The 20642-nt window shown below is 66.8% G+C and carries 18 protein-coding genes; 10 read left to right on the forward strand and 8 right to left on the reverse strand.

The window, feature by feature from the left end:
* Positions 1 to 275 precede the first annotated feature (275 nt).
* From mobB to C1877_RS09225, 9 genes are all read left to right on the forward strand, one after another.
* The gene (gene mobB / locus C1877_RS09185; RefSeq protein WP_227155538.1) at positions 276 to 1634 is read left to right on the forward strand and encodes a molybdopterin-guanine dinucleotide biosynthesis protein B; all 1359 of its coding nucleotides are present in this window, start codon (positions 276 to 278) and stop codon (positions 1632 to 1634) included.
* A 2-nt stretch (positions 1635 to 1636) separates the two neighbouring features.
* Positions 1637 to 2785 carry a 4Fe-4S binding protein gene (locus tag C1877_RS09190; RefSeq protein WP_015538988.1) on the forward strand — a complete coding sequence of 383 codons (1149 nt, stop codon included), beginning with the start codon at positions 1637 to 1639 and terminating at the stop codon, positions 2783 to 2785.
* Positions 2786 to 2930: 145 nt separating this feature from the next.
* The gene (locus C1877_RS09195; RefSeq protein WP_114569006.1) at positions 2931 to 3365 is read left to right on the forward strand and encodes an RrF2 family transcriptional regulator; all 435 of its coding nucleotides are present in this window, start codon (positions 2931 to 2933) and stop codon (positions 3363 to 3365) included.
* A gap of 57 nt (positions 3366 to 3422) precedes the next feature.
* Positions 3423 to 4787, forward strand: coding sequence for a redoxin family protein (locus tag C1877_RS09200; RefSeq protein WP_015538987.1), 1365 nt, complete (start codon positions 3423 to 3425; stop codon positions 4785 to 4787).
* A 190-nt stretch (positions 4788 to 4977) separates the two neighbouring features.
* Entirely contained in the window at positions 4978 to 5823 is an 846-nt protein-coding gene (locus C1877_RS09205) for a transporter substrate-binding domain-containing protein (RefSeq protein ID WP_015538986.1), read from the forward strand.
* Positions 5824 to 6008: 185 nt separating this feature from the next.
* A complete protein-coding gene (locus C1877_RS09210) occupies positions 6009 to 6662 on the forward strand; it encodes an amino acid ABC transporter permease (RefSeq protein ID WP_015538985.1) in 654 nt (217 codons plus the stop codon).
* 88 nt (positions 6663 to 6750) lie between these two features.
* The gene (locus C1877_RS09215; protein WP_041239008.1) at positions 6751 to 7527 is read left to right on the forward strand and encodes an amino acid ABC transporter ATP-binding protein; all 777 of its coding nucleotides are present in this window, start codon (positions 6751 to 6753) and stop codon (positions 7525 to 7527) included.
* 2 nt (positions 7528 to 7529) lie between these two features.
* Positions 7530 to 7997, forward strand: coding sequence for a YbaK/EbsC family protein (locus C1877_RS09220; RefSeq protein ID WP_114569007.1), 468 nt, complete (start codon positions 7530 to 7532; stop codon positions 7995 to 7997).
* Positions 7998 to 8053: 56 nt separating this feature from the next.
* On the forward strand, positions 8054 to 8821 hold the full coding sequence (locus C1877_RS09225) for a histidine phosphatase family protein (RefSeq protein ID WP_227155536.1): 768 nt from the start codon (positions 8054 to 8056) through the stop codon (positions 8819 to 8821).
* A gap of 24 nt (positions 8822 to 8845) precedes the next feature.
* Here C1877_RS09225 and C1877_RS09230 read toward each other — a convergent pair whose 3' ends face one another.
* The 8 genes from C1877_RS09230 to C1877_RS09265 all read right to left on the reverse strand — a co-directional run bounded on the left by C1877_RS09230 (position 8846) and on the right by C1877_RS09265 (position 19223).
* On the reverse strand, positions 8846 to 10345 hold the full coding sequence (locus C1877_RS09230) for a helix-turn-helix transcriptional regulator (protein WP_114569009.1): 1500 nt from the start codon (positions 10343 to 10345) through the stop codon (positions 8846 to 8848).
* 305 nt (positions 10346 to 10650) lie between these two features.
* A complete protein-coding gene (locus C1877_RS09235; RefSeq protein WP_041239002.1) occupies positions 10651 to 11880 on the reverse strand; it encodes an MFS transporter in 1230 nt (409 codons plus the stop codon).
* A 78-nt stretch (positions 11881 to 11958) separates the two neighbouring features.
* Positions 11959 to 12303 carry a 4Fe-4S dicluster domain-containing protein gene (locus tag C1877_RS09240; protein ID WP_114569010.1) on the reverse strand — a complete coding sequence of 115 codons (345 nt, stop codon included), beginning with the start codon at positions 12301 to 12303 and terminating at the stop codon, positions 11959 to 11961.
* 3 nt (positions 12304 to 12306) lie between these two features.
* Positions 12307 to 14559 carry a molybdopterin-dependent oxidoreductase gene (locus C1877_RS09245; protein WP_114569011.1) on the reverse strand — a complete coding sequence of 751 codons (2253 nt, stop codon included), beginning with the start codon at positions 14557 to 14559 and terminating at the stop codon, positions 12307 to 12309.
* Between the two features lie 235 nt (positions 14560 to 14794).
* Positions 14795 to 16108 carry an SDR family NAD(P)-dependent oxidoreductase gene (locus tag C1877_RS09250; RefSeq protein ID WP_244909841.1) on the reverse strand — a complete coding sequence of 438 codons (1314 nt, stop codon included), beginning with the start codon at positions 16106 to 16108 and terminating at the stop codon, positions 14795 to 14797.
* 171 nt (positions 16109 to 16279) lie between these two features.
* A complete protein-coding gene (locus C1877_RS09255) occupies positions 16280 to 17599 on the reverse strand; it encodes an MFS transporter (RefSeq protein WP_114569012.1) in 1320 nt (439 codons plus the stop codon).
* 150 nt (positions 17600 to 17749) lie between these two features.
* Entirely contained in the window at positions 17750 to 18553 is an 804-nt protein-coding gene (locus C1877_RS09260; protein ID WP_114569013.1) for a MerR family transcriptional regulator, read from the reverse strand.
* A 10-nt stretch (positions 18554 to 18563) separates the two neighbouring features.
* Positions 18564 to 19223 (reverse strand): N-acetyltransferase, encoded by a 660-nt coding sequence (locus C1877_RS09265; RefSeq protein ID WP_015538981.1) that lies wholly within the window; start codon positions 19221 to 19223, stop codon positions 18564 to 18566.
* Between the two features lie 334 nt (positions 19224 to 19557).
* Between C1877_RS09265 and ptcA the strand changes: the two genes are divergently transcribed.
* Positions 19558 to 20589, forward strand: a complete 1032-nt coding sequence (gene ptcA / locus C1877_RS09270) for a putrescine carbamoyltransferase (protein WP_015538980.1) — start codon at positions 19558 to 19560, stop codon at positions 20587 to 20589.
* Positions 20590 to 20642: the final 53 nt, after the last annotated feature.

Genomic DNA, 20642 nt, shown 5'->3' on the forward strand with positions numbered 1-20642 from the left:
CCAAGAAAAGACGAAGGGTTCTGCCCCCTCCAAAAAACAGAACCCCTATCTTTACCGAAGCAACAAAGCCTCTGTAAATGCAGGACTCAGTATACCACCCTCCTTCACAAAATCACAACACATTTTTTCGGCGAAAGAACGCCTTGCGGTTGGATGCGAGGGAGCCCCTGGTAACGACTCGGCGCGCGCTGCGGAAAGGGCGCCGAAAGGAAGGAGGGGAGCACCGGGACGGGTGCCCTGCCATGCTATACTTATGCGCCGAAAGGACGGGTGCAATGACCATGGTGAACATCCCCAGCCCGGCCCTCGCCATCGTGGGTCGCCACAACTCGGGCAAGACGACGCTTATCGAGCAGCTCATAGCCGAGCTGGTCGCGCGCGGCTATGACGTGGGCAGCGTGAAGCACCACAGCCACGTGGGCTTCGACATCGACTATCCCGGCAAGGACTCGTACCGCCACCGCGCCGCCGGCGCGAGCGAGACGGTGATCGCCGCACCAGGGCAGATGGCGCGCATCAAGACGGTGGAGGGCGAGGTGGAGTGCTCCGACATCGTGCGCAGCATGCACGGGCACGACATCGTCATCGTGGAGGGCTACCGCAAGAGCGGGCTTCCCACCGTTGAGATCATGCGCTCGGGCAACGAGGCCGACACCCGCGTGGCCGACGTGTTCGCGGAGGGGGCCCGCCGCGGCTGGCCGCTGGGCACCGACTTCACGCAGTTCTCGCGCGGCACGGTGCCGCCCGCGGACGACGAGGACGCGCGCGAAGCGCTGCGCCGCGTCATGGAGGGCGACGACGTGCCGGCCGATGCTTCGGCGGTGGGCGAGCATTTCAAGACGCAGCACCCCGACCACGTGGACATCTCCAACAAGCTGCCCACGTCCGACACGGTGGCCGTGGTCACCGACATCGCCGAGGCCGTGCATGCCGCCAAGCTGTACAACGTCCCGTCGTTCGACCTGTGCGACGTGGCCGGCCTCGCCGACTTCGTGGAGGAGCACTACGTGCGCCCGCGCGTGACCGTGGTCATCCAGGCGGGCGGCGAGAGCCGGCGCATGGGGCGTAGCAAGGCCACCGTTCCCTTCGCGGGGCGCCCGCTCATCTGCCGCCTCGTGGAGCGCTTGGCCCCGGTGTCCGACGACCTGGTTATCACCACGAACGAGCCGGACAACCTGGCGTTTCTTCACGCCGAGTTCCCGCAGTACCGCATCCAGCTCGTGTGCGACGCGTTCGACTACCGCGGCGCGCTGCCCGGCCTCTACACGGCCATGCAGGCCGCCCGCAACCCCTACGTGGCCGTGGTGGCGTGCGACATGGTGTTCGCCTCGGGGTCGCTCGTGGTGGCCGAGGCGCTGGCCATGAACGAGTCGGGCGCCGACGTGGTGGTGCCCGTGAACAAGCACGGCTACGAGCCGTTCCATGCCCTGTACCGCCGCATGGCCTGTCTGCCCGCCGTGCGCCGCGCGCTCGACCGGGGGGAGAAGCGCGCCCAGGCGTTCTTCGACGATGTGAAGGTGCTGGAGTTCCCGCAGAGCAAGGTGTTGGAGGCGGAGCCCATGGGCGGCTGCTTCATCAACGCGAACACGCCCGACGAGCTGCACGCGCTCGAGGAGTCGTTCCTGGAAGGATAGGCATGCCCAACCTCATCGACATCGTGGAAGTGGCCGAGGCCCTGGAGAGCAAGGCCGTGTTCCTGGCGCCCGATCGCTGCACCGTGGTGCGCAACCGCCACTCCTCGTGCCGGAAGTGCACCGATGCGTGCCCGACGGATGCCGTGGGCGCGAAGGACAACGTGCTCGCCCTCGACAACGAACGGTGCGTGGCGTGCGGCGCCTGCACCACCGTGTGCCCCACCGAGGCGCTCATCCCGCTCGCCCCGCTCGACGAGGACCTGGCCGCCTCGGTGGCCGACGCCGTGGTGGCCTCGGGCGGCCGCGCTGTTTTCGCGTGCGCCCGCATCGCCTCGAAGCGCAAGGGGGACCCCACGAAGTTCGCGGAAGTGCCGTGCCTGGCGCGCATGGAGGAGAGCGTGCTGTTGGAATTGGCGGCCCGCGGCGTGGAGGATATCCTGCTGGTGGACGGCACCTGCGCCACCTGCAAGTTCCGTGCGTGCGTGCCGGGCATCGACGCCACGGTGGCCTCGGCGAACCAGCTGCTGGCCGCCCAGGGTTCGCCCATCCGCGTGGAGCGCGCCTCGGCGTTCCCGGACGACGTGCTGCTGGAGGACGCGCGCAGCCTGCTGGGCGCCTCGCGCCGCGGTTTCTTCTCGCAGGCCAAGGGCACGGCGCTGGATGCGGCCGGGAAGACGGTGGAGGTTGCCTTCAAGAAGACCGGCATGGCGAACGTGCCGTCGCTGCGCGACAGGCTGCGCATGTCCGATGCGGGCACGCTGCCCCAGTTCAATCCCGTGCGGCGCATGCATGTGCTGGATGCCATGGACAGCCTGGGACCGTCGGTGGCGCCCGAGATAGACACGCGCCTGTTCGGCAGCGTGCACGTGGATGCCGAGGCGTGCTCGTCGTGCGGCATGTGCGCGGTGTTCTGCCCCACCGGCGCGCTCAAGAAGAGCGACCTCGTGCCCGAGGAGGGCGAGGGCAGCTTCCTGGAGTTCTCGGCGGCCGACTGCGTGCAGTGCAACCTGTGCGCCGACGCCTGCCTGAAGGACTGCCTGACGGTGAGCCCCATCGTGGCCACCGAGGAGTTGTTCGACTTCGAGCCCCGGCTGATCTACCTGCCGAACCCGCCCGCGCGCCCGGGCATCCTATCGAGCCTGAAGCGGTAAGCCGCACGCGGTCGCCGGCGGATTATTCGTGCCTTTCGCGAACTGTACCTTTTCTTTGTACAGAACATACTGTATAAGTAAAGTGAACAGTTAGGTAAGCAGTCCGGCGCAGGCGCCGAGTGCGAGCGAAGGCGGGCGAGTCAACTTGAACAGCGATTTCATCGTGGCGGTGCACGCATTGGTGTTCCTGAACCACAAGCAGGGCGTCGTGTCGAGCGAGGCGCTGGCGGAGAACGTGTGCACGAACGCCGCCCGGGTCCGCAAGGTCATGGCGCCGCTCAAGCGCGCGGGGCTCGTGGAGACGCGCGAAGGCAACGAGGGGGGCTACCGGTTCGCGGCCGACCCGGTTGGCACCGACCTGGCGTCCATCGCCGAGGCGCTGGGCGTGCGCTTCGTCGAGGCGCGCTGGCACAGCGGCGATGCCGACAAGGAGTGCCTCGTGGCCTCCGGCATGGGCGGCATCATGGACGGCATATTCGCCGAGCTGGACGAATGCTGCCGCGAGCGCTTGAAACAGGTGACGGTGGCGTCCATCGACGACCGCATCTTCGGCGGGGTGTCCGCGGCAAAGCCCGCGTAGCGCCGCATCCCCTCCCGCGTTCGGCCCCGCGCCGACGACGACCGATGAGGAGCAACCATGGGTTTCTCGCTTGAGACGAGCGTTCCGGCGCTCACCGTGTTCGTCCAGGGCCTGTTGAGCTTCTTCTCGCCCTGCGTGCTTCCGCTCATCCCGCTGTACGTGGGTTATCTCGCAGGCGGGGCGGGTGTCGAGGGCGACGACGGCACCATCGCGTACCCGCGCAAGAAGGTGCTGGTGAACACCTTGTTCTTCGTCGTGGGCGTGAGCTTCGCGTTCTTCCTGCTGGGCTTCGGGTTCACGGCGCTCGGCCAGTTCTTCACAGGCAACCAGCGCGTGTTCTCGGTGGCGGCCGGCATCATCATGGCGGCGTTCGGCCTGTACATGCTGGGAGCCTTCGGCAAGACGCGCGTCATCGAGACGGAGCGCCGTCTGCCGTTCAACCTGGGGCGCTTTGCCATGAACCCGCTGGTGGCGCTTGTGCTGGGCTTCACGTTCAGCTTCGCGTGGACGCCGTGCGTGGGACCGGTGCTGGCCAGCGTGCTGCTCATGGCGTCGTCCAGCGCGTCGGCTGCGACGGGCTTCGCGCTCGTGGGCGTGTACACGGTCGGGTTCGTGCTGCCGTTTCTGGCGGTGGGCCTGTTCACGGGAGAGGTGCTGCGGTTCTTCCGCACGCACGGCAACGTGGTGAAGTACACGGTGAAGGTGGGCGGCGCGCTGCTCATCGTCATGGGCGTGATGACCGCGACCGGGTGGATGAACGGCGTGACCAGCTACCTTTCGAGCTTCGGTGCTGCTCCGGCCGCGCAGGAGCAGCCGGCCGACCAGGGCGCGGGCGGTGCGGCGAGCGGTGACAACGGCACCGGAAGCACCGGCGGCGAAGGCACCGGCTCCGGCAGCGCGTCCGGTGGGTCATCCGAGGGTGGTTCGGCCGACGCGGGCGCGGCCTCCAAGGACGGCATGAGGATGGCCCCGAACGCCGACCTCGTGCTGGCCGACCAAGACGGGGTGGAGCACAGGCTGTCCGACTACCGCGGCAAGACGGTGTTCCTGAACTTCTTCGCCACCTGGTGCGGGCCGTGCCAGCGCGAGATACCCGATATCGAGGCGCTGTACCGCGACCGCGGGGAAAACGCGGGCGAGGTGGTGGTGCTGGGCGTGGCGAACCCCAAGACGCCCGAGCATCCGCAGAACAGCGACGTGGGCGTGGACGAGGTCAAGGCCTTCGTCGACGAGTACGGCATCACGTATCCCGTGCTCATGGACACCACGGGCCAGCTGTTCTCGTCGTTCGGCGTGAGCTCGTTCCCCACCACGTTCATGATCGACAAGGACGGGTACGTGTTCGGCTACGCGGCCGGCATGCTCACCGCCGACGTCATGGACAGCATCGTCGACCAAACCGTCTCCGGCGTGCGGAAGTAGCACACGCCTGCCGCCCGCCGGGCGGGTGCGGCGTATTCCCGTGCATTCCCGTGTTCGGGCTCTTCCCCTTCCCGGGAGCTGTGTTATACTGCCAGCAACGCTTTAGCGCAGTAAAGTAGAAAAGCGGTCGAGGGGCGCGCAGCCAGGGGAGGCGGGCGTCGGGCCGCAGGGACATGGGAGGAACGGACCTATGAAGAAGAAACTCAAGGGCATCGTCGTTGCTGCGGCGACGCTCGCACTGGCGGCCGTCATGCTGGCCGGCTGCTCGGGCGGCGGCGACGCGCAGAAGAGCGACGAGGGCAAGGCGGGCGACGCCCCGTTCACGCTCACGGTGGGCTTCGACCAGGGCTACCCGCCCTACGGCTACGTGGGCGATGACGGCCAGTTCACGGGCTTCGACCTGGAGCTTGCCAAGGCCGTGTGCGAGAAGATGGGCTGGGAGCTGAAGCTGGAGCCCATCGATTGGGATGCGAAGGACGCGCTCATCGGCAGCGGCACCATCAATTGCATTTGGAACGGCTTCACCATGGAAAACCGAGAGGACGACTACACGTTCTCCGAGCCGTATATGTACAACGAGCAGGTGGTGGTCGTGAAGAAGGACAGCGGCGCCAAGAACCTCGAGGACCTCGCCGGCAAGACGGTGCTCACGCAGGTTGACTCGGCGGCGCTCCATGTGCTCGAGAACGACAACGCGGAGGAGGGCGGCCAGGCCGCGCTTGCCGCCACGTTCAAGGAACTGCAGACCATCGGCGACTACAACAACGCCTTCATGCAGCTCGAGTCCGGCATGGTGGACGCCGTGGCGTGCGACCTGTCCATCGCGAGCTTCCAGATGGCTGCCAAGCCCGACGCCTACGTGAAGCTGGGCGTGCTCGCTCCCGAGAACTACGCCGTGGGCTTCAAGAAGGGCGACACGGAGCTCGCCAAGCAGGTGACCGACGCCCTCAAGCAGCTCGACGAGGAGGGCTTCGTCAAGGAGCTCTGCGCGAAGTACGAGGATCAGGGCATCACCTACGACAACTGGGTTCTGTAGCGTTCCGGCGGCCTGCCGGCCGCCGAGACTGCTCGACGCTGCGAAGCGCTGACGCACCCCGCTTGCCCCTTTTTCGCTTGCCCTCACGTGCACAAGCACGCTCGGCTGCGAAACGGGGCAATCCGGGGCACGTCAGCGCTTCTCGCTGACTTTGATGGACCTGTGATGATTGAGAAAGGCCGGACATGGAATTCGCGACGATGATGGAACTCTTGCTCTCGGGATTGGCTTTCACCGTGCAGATCTTCCTCGTCACCCTTGTCGGCTCGCTGCCGCTTGGGGTGCTGGTGGCGTTCGGTCGCATGAGCCGCTTCAAGCCCATAGCGCTCGTCACGCGCTTCTATATCTCGGTCATGCGGGGAACGCCGCTCATGCTGCAGCTCATGGCGCTCATGTTCGGACCTTACTACCTGTTAGGTCTCAACATGGGGGGCGACTGGAAGTACTGGGCGTGCTCCATCGGCTTCATCATCAACTACGCGGCCTACTTCGGCGAGATCTACCGCGGCGGCATCCAGTCCATCCCGCGCGGGCAGTACGAGGCGGCCGAGGTGCTGGGCTACTCGAAGCTCCAGACGTTCATGAAGATCGTGCTTCCCCAGGTGGTCAAGCGCATCCTGCCCGCCATGAGCAACGAGATCATCACGCTGGTGAAGGACACGTCGCTCGCGTTCGTGCTCGGCATCATGGAGATGTTCAGCCAGGCGAAGGCCATCGCCGCCTCGCAGGTGAGCATGCTTCCCTATGTGATCGCCGGCGTGATCTACTGGGTGTTCAACTTCATTGTGGAGATCGTGCTCACGCGCATCGAGAAGAAGCTGAACTACTACCATGACTGATGGTTTCGCCGCTCTGACGAAGGGCTGATCGGGCCGACGCTGCGGAAACCCTCGCTGACTTTGGTGGACCTGGAAGGAGCTGGAAGTTGTGACAAGCGAACAGCCGCTCGTGCTCTTGGAGCACGCGAGGAAGAGCTTCGGCGGCACGCCGGTGCTGAAGGATATCTCGCTCTCGGTGCGCCGGGGCGAGGTCGTGGCCGTGATCGGGCCGTCGGGGGGCGGCAAGTCCACCCTTCTGCGCTGCTGCACGCTGCTGGAGACGCTGGACGGCGGGCGCCTGGCATACGGCGACCTGGTGGTGGCCGAGGAGGATGCGGCCGGCCGCGCCGTCTACGCGGGCAAGGCCGCGCTCAAGGAGGCCAAGACGCGCTTCGGCCTGGTGTTCCAGAACTTCAACCTGTTCCCGCACTACACGGTGCTGAAGAACGTGACCGACGCGCCGCTGCACGTGCAGAAGCGCCCGAAGGACGAGGTCATGGAACATGCGCGCGCCCTGCTGGCGAAGATGGGGCTGGCGGGCACGGAGGACAAGGTGCCCTGCGAGCTGTCGGGCGGCATGCAGCAGCGCGTGGCCATCGCCCGCGCGCTCGCGCTCGACCCCGACGTGCTGTTCTTCGACGAGCCCACGAGCGCGCTCGACCCGGAGCTCACGAAGGACGTGCTCAAGGTCATCCGAGACTTGGCCGCCGAGCACATGACCATGGTGATCGTGACGCACGAGATGAGCTTCGCGCGCGACGTGGCCGACCACATCGTGTTCATGGACGGCGGCGTGATCGTGGAGGAGGGCCCCGCCGAGCAGGTCATCAACCGCCCGCAGCACCAGCGCACCCGCGCGTTTCTGGCGAAGTACGAAGGGGAGTAGCGATGGCCATCGACAAGGTGAAGGCCTACCTGCGCGAGCGCGGCATGGACGGCCGCGTGCTGGAGTTCGACACGTCTAGCGCAACGGTGGAGCTGGCGGCGGCTGCCGTGGGCTGCGAGCCGGCGCGCATTGCCAAGATGCTGTCGTTCCACGTGGGTGACCGGGTGGCGCTCGTGGTGGCGGCCGGCGACGCCCGCATCGACAACCCCAAGTTCAAGGCGCAGTTCGGATGCAAGGCTAAGATGCTCGCCGCCGACGAGGCCGAGCCGCTCATCGGCCACGGCGTGGGCGGGGTGTGCCCGTTCGCCGTGAACGAGGGCGTGGACGTGTTCCTGGACGAGTCGCTGCGCCGCTTCGACACGGTGTACCCGGCGGCCGGCAGCGCGGCGAGCGCCGTGCGCCTCTCGCCCGACGAGCTCGAGCGCTGCGCCGAGCCCTGCACGTGGGTCGACGTGTGCAAGCTGCCATGACGGTGCAGGACGGCAGCCTGCTTCCTGCTGCCCGCTTCGGTGCAGAAGGGGCGCCCGTGACATTCTACGTGGTGCGCCACGGCCAGACGCTGTTCAACGTCATGGGCAAGGTGCAGGGCTGGTGCGACACGCCGCTCACGGACGAGGGCGTGCGCGCCGCCGAGGCGCTCGGCCGCGGTTTGGCCGACGTCGACTTCGCCGCCGCGTTCTCCAGCGACAGCGGTCGGGCCGTGCAGACGCTCGACGCGCTGCTGGGGGCGCGGGCCGCGCAACGTGGCGAGGCGTACGCGCCTCCCGAGACCTTCCCGCCCACCTGCGTGCCGAACGGCCCCTCTTCGGCCATCGAGTACGGTGCGCTGCATACCCTGCTCTGCGCCGAGACGCCGTTTCCCCTGGCGCACGACCCGCGCCTGCGCGAGTGGTGCTACGGCGATTTGGAGGGAGAGCCGGGCGACCAGCTGCGGGCGGCGCTTGCCCGCGGGTTCGGCGCGGAATTGGGCTTCGAGGAGCACAACCGCCGCCTGCCCGAGGTGGCCGACGTGCTCGCGCGTGCCGATACGTCGGGGCGTGCCGAGCGCTTCGATGCCATCGAGCGGCGTCTCTCCGGCTTCTTCGCCGAGGCGGGCGAGGCCGTGCGCTTGGCCGGCGGCGGCAACGCGCTCGTGGTCACGCACTCGTTCGTGGTGCGCACGCTGGTGTACCTGCTGGACCCTGCGCGCGTGAACGACCCGGCGAAGATCCCCAACGCCAGCGTCACGCGCATCGGCTACGACGGCCATGCGTTCTCGCTGGCCGAGATAGGCTCCACCGACTGGCAACGGTGAGACGGGGGATTCCCCCCGTCTCACCTACAGCTTGGCCTCCACCATGTCGATCAATTCCTGCTGCGAATGCACGTCCAGCTTCTTGTAAATGTGGTAGGTGTGGGTCTTGATGGTGTGCGGCGAGATGACCAGCTCTTCCGCGATGTAGTGCTGGTTTCGCCCGCGCGCCAGCATCGTGTGTATCCGCGTCTCCTGGTTGGTCAGCTCGTACGCCTCCGCAATCTCGGCGCACGCCGCCTTCCACTTGTCCAAGAACGCGTCCGCCTGCGGCTCGCCGGACTCCTCCTTGCGGCTTTTCACGAGGTCCCACACCAGCAGCATGACCAGGGCGATCACGATGACGATGGAGAAGATGGCGTACCCGGTGTCAAACCCCGCCTTTCCCAGCCCGGCGTACAGCAGCGCCCCGACCGACCACCCGATGAAGATACCCGCGAAGTTGCCGATGGTGGGCGGTGCGTAGGATGCGTACACCGGCAGCTGGCGGTCGCTTATCTCGTCGGCCAGATCGCCCCAGGTGATGGCATCGTAGCAGGTGAACCCGAAGATGATCAGTGCTAGGAAGAAGACCTTCAGCATCTCCGGCACGTAGGGAAACGGCAGCACCGCCAAGGCGATGAGCGGAAGCAGGAGCATGCGGTACAGGTCGGAGTCGGCCTCCACCTTCTTCGACAGAACGTACACCGCGAACGCCAAAGACGATACGGCGATCGAGGCGGCAATCACCACTACCAGCCCGTTCTCCACGGCAAGGCTGAGCACGGTATAGGAGGTCACGCCGAATACGAGCGTGTACAGGAGGGTGCGCGGCAACGTGGGAACGAATTCCCGGAACCGGTCGAGCACCGCCTCGAGGTAGGCACGGTAGGACGCGGCATCTTCGAGCCGTTTCGGGCCGATGCCCTTGCTTGCCAAATGCGAGCACGCAACGGAGGCAACGGGGAAGGAGGCTATCATGACAATGCCCACGACGGGGTCCATGAACAGCGGAAGAACATACAAAAGCGAGGCCAGCAGGAATGCGAGCGCGATGCTGCGCATGAGCTTGGCGCGCCGCAGCCATACGAAGAAGGGACCGGTCTTCAGATAGACGAACGAGGACGCAAGCCCCCCGAGGGCGAAGAGCACGCCTGCCTGCAGGAAGCCGAGCTCGCTTCCCATCTGCCCCAGAAAAGCCGGGACCTCCGCCAGGATCGACAGCAGCGCGACGCCGATTCCGAACCAAAGGCGGTCGACCACATGCTGCAGGTGCCAGCCGGCCAAGGCGAAGACGACCATGCTGAGCGCGGAGGCGCCCGCCACGATCACGCAGAGCAGGAGGTAGGCGCTGAAATCCGCCGTGGCGAACGGGTTCAGCACGTTCGCATGGAATATCGAGAAGATCCAGGCCCAGTAGGCAGCCAGCGCGACGATGCCCAAGATCACGCGTCTCGAGCTGTTGCCGATGAGCAGGTCGCGGGCGTCGCCTTCCGTCGGCTCGACGTTCTTGTTGGCGGGGGGCAGTTGCCTCTCTTGAGCAGTCACGGTCTTCTCCTGTGGTCTCGGCTAAACCTCGTCATGGTGCGCAGCGCGGCGAAGGCTGCCCAAGCCTCCTTTCGTCCCCGGCGGTTCGGGGAAGACGAAGCCGCACGTCTCGCAGGTCTTCGCGCCGCTTCTGCTCATGCCCAGGCACACAGGGCACAGCCCCTCGCGGTAGGCGGGATGGCATTTCCCGCAGTTTCGGCATGGAAAGCAATGTTCCCTCACAACAGTACCCCCTCTCGAATCATCAAGGCGGGCGCCGGCCGAAACCGATGCCCGCCGTTTTAACGTGCGTATGCGGCCTGTCGCTATTCGCGCGTGCTGCGGATGCTCTTATTGTAGATGCGGCGGAACACGAGGAGGCAGATGACGCACGCCGCAAGGGACAGCCCGCCCATGGCCATCGCCGCCGCCCCGTAGCCGGCGCTGTCGAGGATCATGCCGACGATGGCAGGCACCGCCAGCGTGCCGCCGTTCTGCCCGAGCACCACGACGGCGGTCGCGGCGCCCACCGTCTTCGGCGAGCGCGCGACCTCGGGGGCCATCGCGAAGAAGACGGTCGGGGCTGCCCCGAGGAAGCACCCGAGGACGAAGGCGATGACGTACGTTCCCACCACGCCGATGTCCAGGTTGAACCACAGGAAGAGGCCGATGGCGCACACCAGCATGTCAATGAACAGCAGCAGGCCCTTGTCCTTCGTCCGCGCGAGGACGAGGCCCATGGCCGTGCCGCCAACCAGCATGCCGGCGGCCGCGATGGTCGCGCACAGGTTCGCCGCGCCCTCGGTCCAGCCGTTCTCCACGTTCAGGAACGGGATGGTGAAGGCGTTGAACGCGTCGGTCGCACCGCCCACGAGGAAGAACATGACAGCGCTTAGGAGGGACAGCGGCGCCAGGTAGCCCCACAGGACCCCGTGCTTCTCGGGATTCTCCTTGGCGCCGGCGGATTCTTCCAGGTCCTTGCGCTCGGATTCGGCGGGAGCCTTCACGCAGACGATCACCAGCAGGAATGCCAGCACGGCGCCGACGAGGCCGAACACCCACATGCCGGTCCAGTTGCCGTTCTCCATGATGGGGGTGGCGGAAAGCGTCACGATCATCATGGCGAAGCCGACGTTCGCGCCCCACACGCCGTTGGCGAGGCCGCGCTTCTTCGGCTCGTACCACATGGCGATGATGCCCGGCCCGGCGGTCATGGCCGCGCCGTACCCGCAGCCCTCGAGTGCACGCGTTACCAGGATGCCCGCGTCGCTGGTCCAGAACAGGCCTGCGATGTTGCCCACGATGGAGACGAGCAGGGCGATGCTCACCACCTTGCGCGCGCCGAAGCGGTCCATGAGCGCGCCGCCGAACAGCGCCATCACGACGGCCGCGATGGAGAACATCGTCATCATGAGGCCCTGGGTGGTGTAGGAGATGCCGAGCACCTCCATCATGTTCGGGGCGGCGGGCGGCACCTTGCCGTACTCGAACGCTATGAGCACGCTGGCTATGATGATGGCCCACACGGGAATCCACGCCCGGTTTTTCTTACTCATTGTGTCCCCTTTCTTGATGGTGCCGGCGCCTGGCGGTCGTTTCCCCTCGTGTCGGGCGCCGGCACGAGCATCGTTGGTCTAGTCCTCTGCCTCGCAGGAGAACAGGGTCTGCTTCGGCTTGCGGGCAAGTTCCTTCGCCAGGTCCTCGAGGTCCCCGTACTTCAGAACCTGTGCCTGGCAATGCTTCACGCAGGTGGGCTCATGACCCTTCGCAACGCGGTCGGCGCACAGGTCGCACTGGTCGGTGGGGGCGGGCAGATAGCTGTACTGCCACGTCTTCGGGGTGTATTCCCACGGGCCCACCTCGTGCACCTTGATGCCCCACTGGTCGCTCGGGTAGCCATGCTCAAGCTGGCAGGCCACCTCGCAGGTGTGGCAGCCCGAGCACCACTCGTAATCGACGAGCAATCCTTTTGCTCCCATTGCCTATTCTCCTTCCCCTACCGGATACATCTTGCAGATCGTGTTCTTGTAGTTCGCGCCGAAGCCGGAAGTGCCGCAGTCGTAGGGCAGGAGGTTCTCCACGGTGAGGTCCCACAGGTCGTAGAGGCCCTCGTCGAGCTCGCAGGGCGCCTCCGGGCGCCACCAGGCGTGGTCGGTGCTCACGGTGCGCTCGTTCACGATGGGGGTCTCGCGTACCTGGCGCTTGCAGCGTCCGTGCTGGTTCTCCAGCCACACCCAGTCCCCGTCTTTCACGCCGTGCTGCGCGGCCGTGGCCGGGTTGACGTAGACGAGCGGTTCGGGGTGAAGGGCGCGCATGCGCGGTATCTGGCGATGCTCCGAGTGGAACATGCTCCAGACGCGGGCGCCCGTGGTGAGCACGAGCGGGTACTCCCCGGTGAGCTCGGGCGTGGACCGAGGGCTGGGGACGGGCTCCTCGTACGAGGGGAGCGGGTCGAGGCCCAGGGAGTTGTACAGGGTGCTCCACAGCTCGATGCGCCCGGTTGCGGTCTGGAAGCCGGGGTTGCCGTCGGTGCGCAGCAGGCCCTTCTCGTGCATGCGGTAGTCGAACGGCGGGTAGCCGGGTGCCAGCTCCTGCATCTCCTCGAAGGAGTGCCCCGTCTCCTCCAGGATGTCGGAGAACAGGTCCTCCACGGTTTCCCACGGCCAGGCTTCAGGCGAGATGCGCTTGCCGATGTCGAGGGTTATCTGCATGTCGGACCTCGACTCGCCCAGGGGCTCTATCGCCTTGTTGATGGTCTCGGCGCGCTGCGCCCCATCGCCGATGCGCAGGCCGTTGCGCTCCGCGTACGTGCAGGCGGGCAGGAAGTAGTCGGCCAGCGCCATGGCCGTCGGCGTCATGAACAGGTCGACGACAACGATGGTGTCGATGTTCATATGCGCGGCGAGGGTGCGCTTCGCGTCGACGCCCGTGCAGGCCAGCGGGTTGGTGGTCTGCATCCAGGCGACCTTGATGGGATAGGGCTCGCCCGTTTCCAGGCACCTGATGTAGTCGTCGGTCACGCATTCCTGGAAGCCCATTTTGATGAGCGGGTGCGCCTCCTGGCCGATGCGCTTCGCCTCCTGCTCCGGCGTGAGGAACTCGGAGCCCCAGCCGGCGGCATAGTTGAGGATGCTCGCAGGCTGCTGCATCGTGCCGGGCTTGCCGATGTTGCCGGTGATCTCGAACAGGGCGAGCACGGCCTGCGCCGTGGGGATGGTCTCCTTGATCTGGTCGATGGCGACGCCCCACTGGAGGATGGCCCGCTCGGCCGCCCCGATGCGGCGGGCCGCGGCGGCTATCTCCTCTGCCGGGATCTCCGTGATCTCGGCGACCTCGTCAAGCGGGTAGTCCCGGGCGCGTTCCGCCAGCTCCTCGAAGCCGTAGCACCACAGGTCGACGAACTCGCGGTCGTAGAGGTCGTTCTCCACGAGGTAGTTCGCCATGCCGAGGGCGAGCGCGCCGTCGGTGCCGGGGCGGATCTGCAGGAAGAGCTCGGCGCGCGAGGCGAGCCAGGTAAGGCGGGGATCGATGACGATGGCCTTCGTGCCCCTCTTCATGCAGTCGACGACCCAGTGCCCGTACAGGCCGTCGGAATTCGAGACGACGGGGTTGTTGCCCCAGATGACGATGAGGTCGGGTTGCTCCCACTGCGGGTTGTCGTAGCGGTCGGGGAACTGCTGCGCGTAGTCGCCGACCCAGAACGACCCCGAGGTGGAGAAGCAGCCGGCAACGCGGGGCGAGTAGCACGACTGGCCCGACATCATGAACACGAAGTTGGGGCTGTTGAACCCCCAGCACAGGCGCGTGATGTACTGCCCGATGTCGCGCCCGGTCCCGGAGTAGAACGCGACGGATTCCGGGCCGTACGCTTCCTTGGCTTCCAGGATTATCCCGGCGATCTCGTCGAGCACCTCGTCCCAGCCCACCTGCTCCCACCGGTCCTTGCCGCGATTTCCGCGGTCGCGCTTCAAGGGGTGCAGGATGCGGTCCGGCGAGTAGACGACCTCGGGCAAGTCGAGGCAGCGGACGCACAGGCGCCCCTGGTTGAAGGGGTTTTCCGGGTCTCCCTCCACCTTGACGAGCCGGCCGTCGTCGTCGGTGTACAAAAGGACCCCGCACCCCAGGTGGCATCCCGGTGCCGACCAGCCGCACCCCCTGGTCACGTGGAGCCCGTCTTCTTCGTAGCGATAAGGCTTCTTGTGCTCGACGGTGGTATAGTCTCTTTTCTCTGCCATCACACTCCCTCTCCTTCCGTCTTTCCCCCTGCCTGCGGCTTCGGGCGTGGCGGCCGCCCGAGGCGGGATGTGCCAGACCGAAGCCTTCGGGCACACCATCCCACAGCGGCGCGTGGCAGAAAATCGGGTGCGGGGCGTAGAGAGGGGTTTCGAGAGGTGATTTATGTATGTCTGCCCTCCTCATACCATTGGTATGAGGAGGGCAGATGTTCTTGAAGGTGCAGGTCAGATGCGTCTACTTGGAGAAAGGCCCGTGCCAGGCGAAGAGGCCGAGGTTGGCGGGGAGCCCATCGCTGGTGGGGCCATGGTGGTGTCCGGGAGCGGGGTGGAAGCCCGTCCCGCGCGCCTGCCCGCGCTGCGGATTCTGCGGCTGCTGCGCCTGCTGGCGGTCTTGGCGCGCTTGCGTTCCCTGCCCATCCGGCGCTCCGGGGGCAGCGGCCGAGCCGTGCTGGCGGAACATCGCGCACCCGAGCGTGGCCGCGCGCCAGCCGCGCCCGCCCCCGCAGGGGTTCTGGGGGCGTGCCGTCTTCGGCCATGGCTCGGGCTCGTGGTCGGTTCCAGAGTCGCCGCCGCGGTAGAAGCCGCGCTTGCCGTCGCGTCCGAGCGGGTGCTTGCGCTCGTAGCGCTTGCCGCCCTTGCCTGATGCGCCGCCTTCCCGCTGCTCCGCCTTCTTCTCGCCGTCGCTTCCGTCGCGGCCGTCCTTGCCCTCGCCGTGCTCCTTGCCCTTGCCGTTGCGCGCGTCGGAGGACTCGGCTCCCTTGTGGTCCAACGGGTGCTTTCGCTTGCCCATGAGCCATTCGCCGGCGGAGAGCTGCACGCCCATGGGCATGAAGCGCACGGAGACGGCTCCCACCTTGTTGTACCAGCCGGTCACGGCGCACAGCTCGCCGCGCATGAGCGCGCGGTACACGCGGATGGCCGTCTCGTCGGCGTCCATGGAGAAGTACTTCCAAGCGGGCGCGTTCTGGATCCCGGCGTTCTTCGCGAAGTTCGTGCGCGTGGCGCCGGGGCAGGCGGTAGTTACGCTCACGCCCGTGCCGCGCAGCTCGCGGGCGAGCGCGGTGGAGAACGACAGCACGAACACCTTGGCGGCGCCGTAGAGCGCGTTGTAAGGGCAGGGGGTCTTCGCCATCATGGAGCTCATGTTGAGGATGCGGCCGTGGCCGCGCTCGAGCATGGGCTGCAGGAACACGCGCGTGAGCTCGGCCAGGCTCGTGACGCTCACCTGGATCATGGCGCGGATGTCCGCCACGGGCAGGTCCGAGAACTGCCCGGCGGGGCTGTAGCCTGCGTCGTTCACGAGGATGTCGATGTCCTTGCCCGCCTTGCATACGCGCTTGAAGATGGTGCGCGCGGAGTCGGGGTCGGACAGGTCGCAGGCCACGGGCAGCACGTCGACGCCGAGGATGCGCAGCTCATCGGCCTGCTTCTCGAGGGCTTCCTCGTCGCGGGCTACGGTGACCAGATCGTATCCATCGCTGGCGAACAGCAGGCACAGCGACTCGCCGATGCCGCTCGTCGCGCCGGTTACCAAGACGGTTTGAGACATGGTGATGCTCCTTTCGATCGGGGCGGCGGGGGCCGCATGCCGCGGCCTGCCCGGCGTCCGGACGTTTGCCCTCGCATCATAAAAGCGCCCAGCCGGTCCGTTCCGGACGTCGGCTGGGCGTTGCGAAGGCGCGACGCGCGCGCCATCGCGGCGAAATGCTCGGTGACCGGGTCAGGCTTGCGTGCTCGGCACCTCCGCCTCGGCTGCGGGCGCGGCCGCTGCGGGCGCGGCCGCTGCGGAGGAGGGCTCGGCGTCGTCGAGGCGCCGCATGCCCTTCGCGCCCACGGCGAGCACGGTGATGACGAACCAGCATGCCACCAGGCCGTAGGCGGCCGGCGCCTCGCCGAAGGCCGTCACGGCCGCCGAGGTGGCGAACACGGCTGCGGGCGCCGCTATCATCACGAGCGAGTTCTGCGCGCCGAGCGCGCTGCCGCGGTCCTGCTCGGGGATGCGGTCGAGCATGAAGAAGCCGAGGAGCGCCGACGCCGGCCCCGCGCTCACGCCCAGCAGCACCGCTCCGAGCAGCATGACGGGAAGGTCGGGCAAGGTGCCGAGCACGGCGACGCCGGCCGCCATGCCGGCGAGCGAGAGCAGGTACCAGGTGCGGCGCGCGAGGCGCGGCGCAAGGGCGGCGTAGGCGAGCGAGCTGGCCAAAAGCCCGAGCGACATGGCCGAGAGCACGTAGCCCAAAAGCTCCGGCCGTCCGATCTCGGTGAAGTGCACGGGAAGCACAAGGCCCTGGAACGACCCCATCACCATGATGATGCCGAAGGAGAGCAGCGTGGAGGCCGTGAGCACGCCGTCGGTGCGGAAGAGCACGCGCGCGCCGGTGCGCAGGGCGCCGAAGGCGGAGGCCAGGGCGCTGCGGCCGTCCGCCTCGGCGCCGCTGCCTCGCAGGCCCTCCGCGCCCACCGAGCGGGGCACCGTGCAGGTGACGAGGGCGGCTGCGAACGAGAGCGCCGCGGTGAGCCACAGCGACGGCACGCCGCCCACCGCGCCGATGAGGAACGCCGCTGCGGCCGGCCCCACGATGGTGGTGAGCGAGTCGAGCGACTGCGTGAGCCCCATGAAGCGCTGGAGGTCGGCCTTGTCGCGGGCGACCACGGCGGGCAGCAGCGCGTCGCGCGCCGTCATGCCGGGGATGTCGCCCACGGCTCCCAGCAGGCCGAGCGCCACGAACCAGCCGAAGTTGAGGCCCCAGAGCATATCGACCACGGGGATGAGAGCCACGCTCGCGGCCGATACGAGGTCGGAGAGGATGGAGATGTCGCGGCGGTTGAAGCGGTCGAGGGCCGCGCCGCCCACCACGCCGATGACCATCTGGGGAACGGCGCAGATGAGCGCGAGCGTGCCGGCGGCCAGCGCGTCGCCGGTGGTGGCCAGCAGGATAAGCGGCAGCGCCACGGCGGCTATGGAGTTGCCGAGGAGCGAGAGCGCGTTCGATGCCAAGAAGCGTGGCGCGATGCGGGCCGGGTGCGGGTTCGTGTGCATGGGGAGTTCCTTTCTGTTCCGTCAGAAAGGAAGTTAAAACTACGACGTTGCGTCGGGGTCAAGCGGGATATGGGGGAATTGTGCAGGAGCCCCGCTCTTGCGAGCGAACGGATCAAACGGCAAAAGGTCGCTTTTCGGCACGTTGGATCGTTAGTCTTCTTGGAGGGCGAGGATGCGGGCTTTCATCTCCTCTTCCAGGCGATCTTCCGCGTAGATTTGGGCGGGGTTCAGGCCCTTGCGCATGAGCTCGTCGACGAAGCGCTCCATCTCGACGTCTTCCGGGCTCGTCACGTCTTCCCAGTTGGCCGAATTGAAACAGGTGATAACTGGGTCGATCAGCTCGAGCGCTTCCTCGACGAAGCGGTCGAGCTCCTCCTGCGGCGTGTCGGCCGACAGCTCGTCGAATCGATCGCTCATCTCCTTCATCTGCTCGAATAATCCGAGTTGATGGATTCCCTCCATTACGCGTTCAAGTTCGGTGGTGTCCGACTCGGTGTAGAGGTGCCCGGTGATGAGCAGGGCTTCGCGCTCGCCACTGGTGATGGCGCATTCTTTGTAGTCGATGAGGGTCCTCACCACTTGGGCGAACCGCACCGGCAGGTCGGGGTCGAGGCGTTCGGACTTCAACAGGGCGATCGTGCGGCGTTGCTCCTGCAATCGCTCTATCTGCAGCTCGAGTTCGCGGTCGAGCTCGTCCAGCGCGTCGCTGGCCCCCGCACCGGCGTTGTCGGGCGGGTGCGCGTCCATCTGCTCGATCACCTCGCCGATGCGGTCGAGCGAGAAACCGAGCGACGCGAGCCTTTTCACGCGCAGGAGGCGCGCGAGATCTTCCGCGCCGTAGTCGCGGTAGCCGTTCTCGCCGCGTGGCGGTTCGGGCAGCAACCCGATGGCGTGGTAGTGGCGCAGCGTGCGCACCGTGCATCCGGCGAGCCGTGCGATCTCGCTCGATTTCATGACGAGCCTCCTATGCGCGGGGTTCGCGCACCATGAGGCGCTCGACCAGGTCGAAGCCCGGCGCGCTTTTGCGGTCTACCGTGCGGAAGCCGTAATGGCTGTACAGGCTCTCCAACCGGTTGGTGTAGCAGTCCAGGCAGCAGCGCAGGCCGCGCCGGTCGGCTTCGTCCAGAAACGGCGTGAACAGGCGGCGGAACGCTCCGGTGCCTCGGCTGGCGGGGTCGACTCCTACCGAGATGAAGTAGATGAAGTCCTCGTCGGCCTTCGCATGGGCGAGGGGCCAGTTCGTGTCCGAAAGCGGCTCCATCGCCTCGGCGCGCGGGTCGAGCAACGCCGCCTCCTGCGGCGTGAGCGACGCGGCCATGCGCCGCCCCGATTCCTCCTCCAAAGGCTCCCATCCGCCCTCGGGCAGCTCGCTGCGCAAGAAGGCGTTCACCGCCCCCGCGCGGTCGTCCAGCGTGAACACGCAGCCGTAGGGCGCGGTGACGGCGTAGTCGGCACGGATGACGGCCTGCGTGATGGCCAGCTTGCGCCCTTCGGAGATGTTGGGAACGTCGAGCCAGGTGGCGTACCACATCTCCTCGCGAAAGCACGTGCCCACCATGGCTGCGAGGGCGTCCAGCTCGTCGGTTTGATCGGGGTGCACGGTGATGAGGCCGGGCAGGTTCATGGCGAGTTCCTTCGTCGTGGTTCGGTTTCGGTTCGCCGTCGATTCTCGCACGACTCTCCTCCTCTGTCGAGCCGTGTCTCTGGGCGGCTTCCCGCTGACGCCCAAGGCGCGGCCGTGCTGGCAATCCGGCCGTGCCGTTTCTTTCAGGCTGGGTCTGGCACGCTTGGTTTCAGCGACAAGCATGCAAGCCGGCTCGCCATCTGCGCAACGTCTGGTTGATTGCGCGGCAACGGCGGTGTTGCAAACGGGGGAGGCTCCCCGGAGGGCGGTGCGCCGTCCGGCAGAATCGTCCCTGTTCTCAATAGACCATTCGGCTTGAAGGAGGCCCGTCGCGATGACTGCCAAAGATTTTCTCGACACCAACGATTTCACCAAAGACCAGCTGCTCGACATGATCGAGCTTTCCCGCGTGCTCAAGCGCTGCGTGAAGGCCGGCTACTTCCCCGAGCTTTTGAGGCACAAGGCGCTCGGCATGATATTCCAGCAGGTGTCCACCCGCACGCGCCTGTCGTTCGAGGGCGCGATGGCCGACCTCGGCGGCGACGCGCAGTTCTACGCGCCCGGCACCATCCAGCTGGGCGGCCACGAGACCATCGAGGACTCCGCGCGCGTGATGGGGCGCCTCCTGGACGTCATCATGGCACGCGTCGATCGTCATGAGGATATCGTAGAGCTGGCGAAGTACGCGCAGGTGCCCGTGATAAACGGCATGTCCGACTACAACCACCCCACGCAGGAGATGGGCGACCTCCTCACCATGATCGAGCACCTGCCCGAGGGCAAGCGCATCGAGAACTGCAAGATGGTGTTCGTGGGTGACGCCACGCAGGTGTGCGTGTCCGAGATGTTCATCTGCTCGAAGATGGGCATGGACTTCGTGCAGTACGGCCCCGAGGGGCACCAGATCCGCGAGGACCTGCTGGCCATCGGCCGCAAGAACTGCGAGGAGTCCGGCGGCAGCGTCACCGTCACCGACAACCGCGAGGAAGCCATGCGCGATGCCGACTTCGTGTACACCGACGTGTGGTACGGCCTGTACGACAAGGAGCTGTCGAAGGACGAGCGCATGGCCATCTTCTATCCGACGTACCAGGTCACACCCGAGCTCATGGACATGGCCGCCCCGGATGCCAAGTTCATGCACTGCCTGCCCGCGTCCCGCGGCGAGGAGGTCACCGACGCGGTCATCGACGGCCCCCAGTCCATCTGCTGGGACGAGGCCGAGAACCGCAAGCACTCCATCCGCGGTCTGCTCGCGTGGTTCTGCCCGCAGGCCGAGGTTGACGAGCCCGAGGCCGATGACGCCCGCGAGCAGCTGAACTACCTGCTGGAGGGCTTAGGGAAGCAGGGGGTTCCGACGGCCTAACGGCCATCGAGACGGGTCGGCAAGCTGCGCCGCGAAGCAAGTTCCCGAAGAGG

Origin of the sequence: Gordonibacter pamelaeae, assembly GCF_003340385.1 — a bacterium.
Classification (GTDB): domain Bacteria; phylum Actinomycetota; class Coriobacteriia; order Coriobacteriales; family Eggerthellaceae; genus Gordonibacter; species Gordonibacter pamelaeae.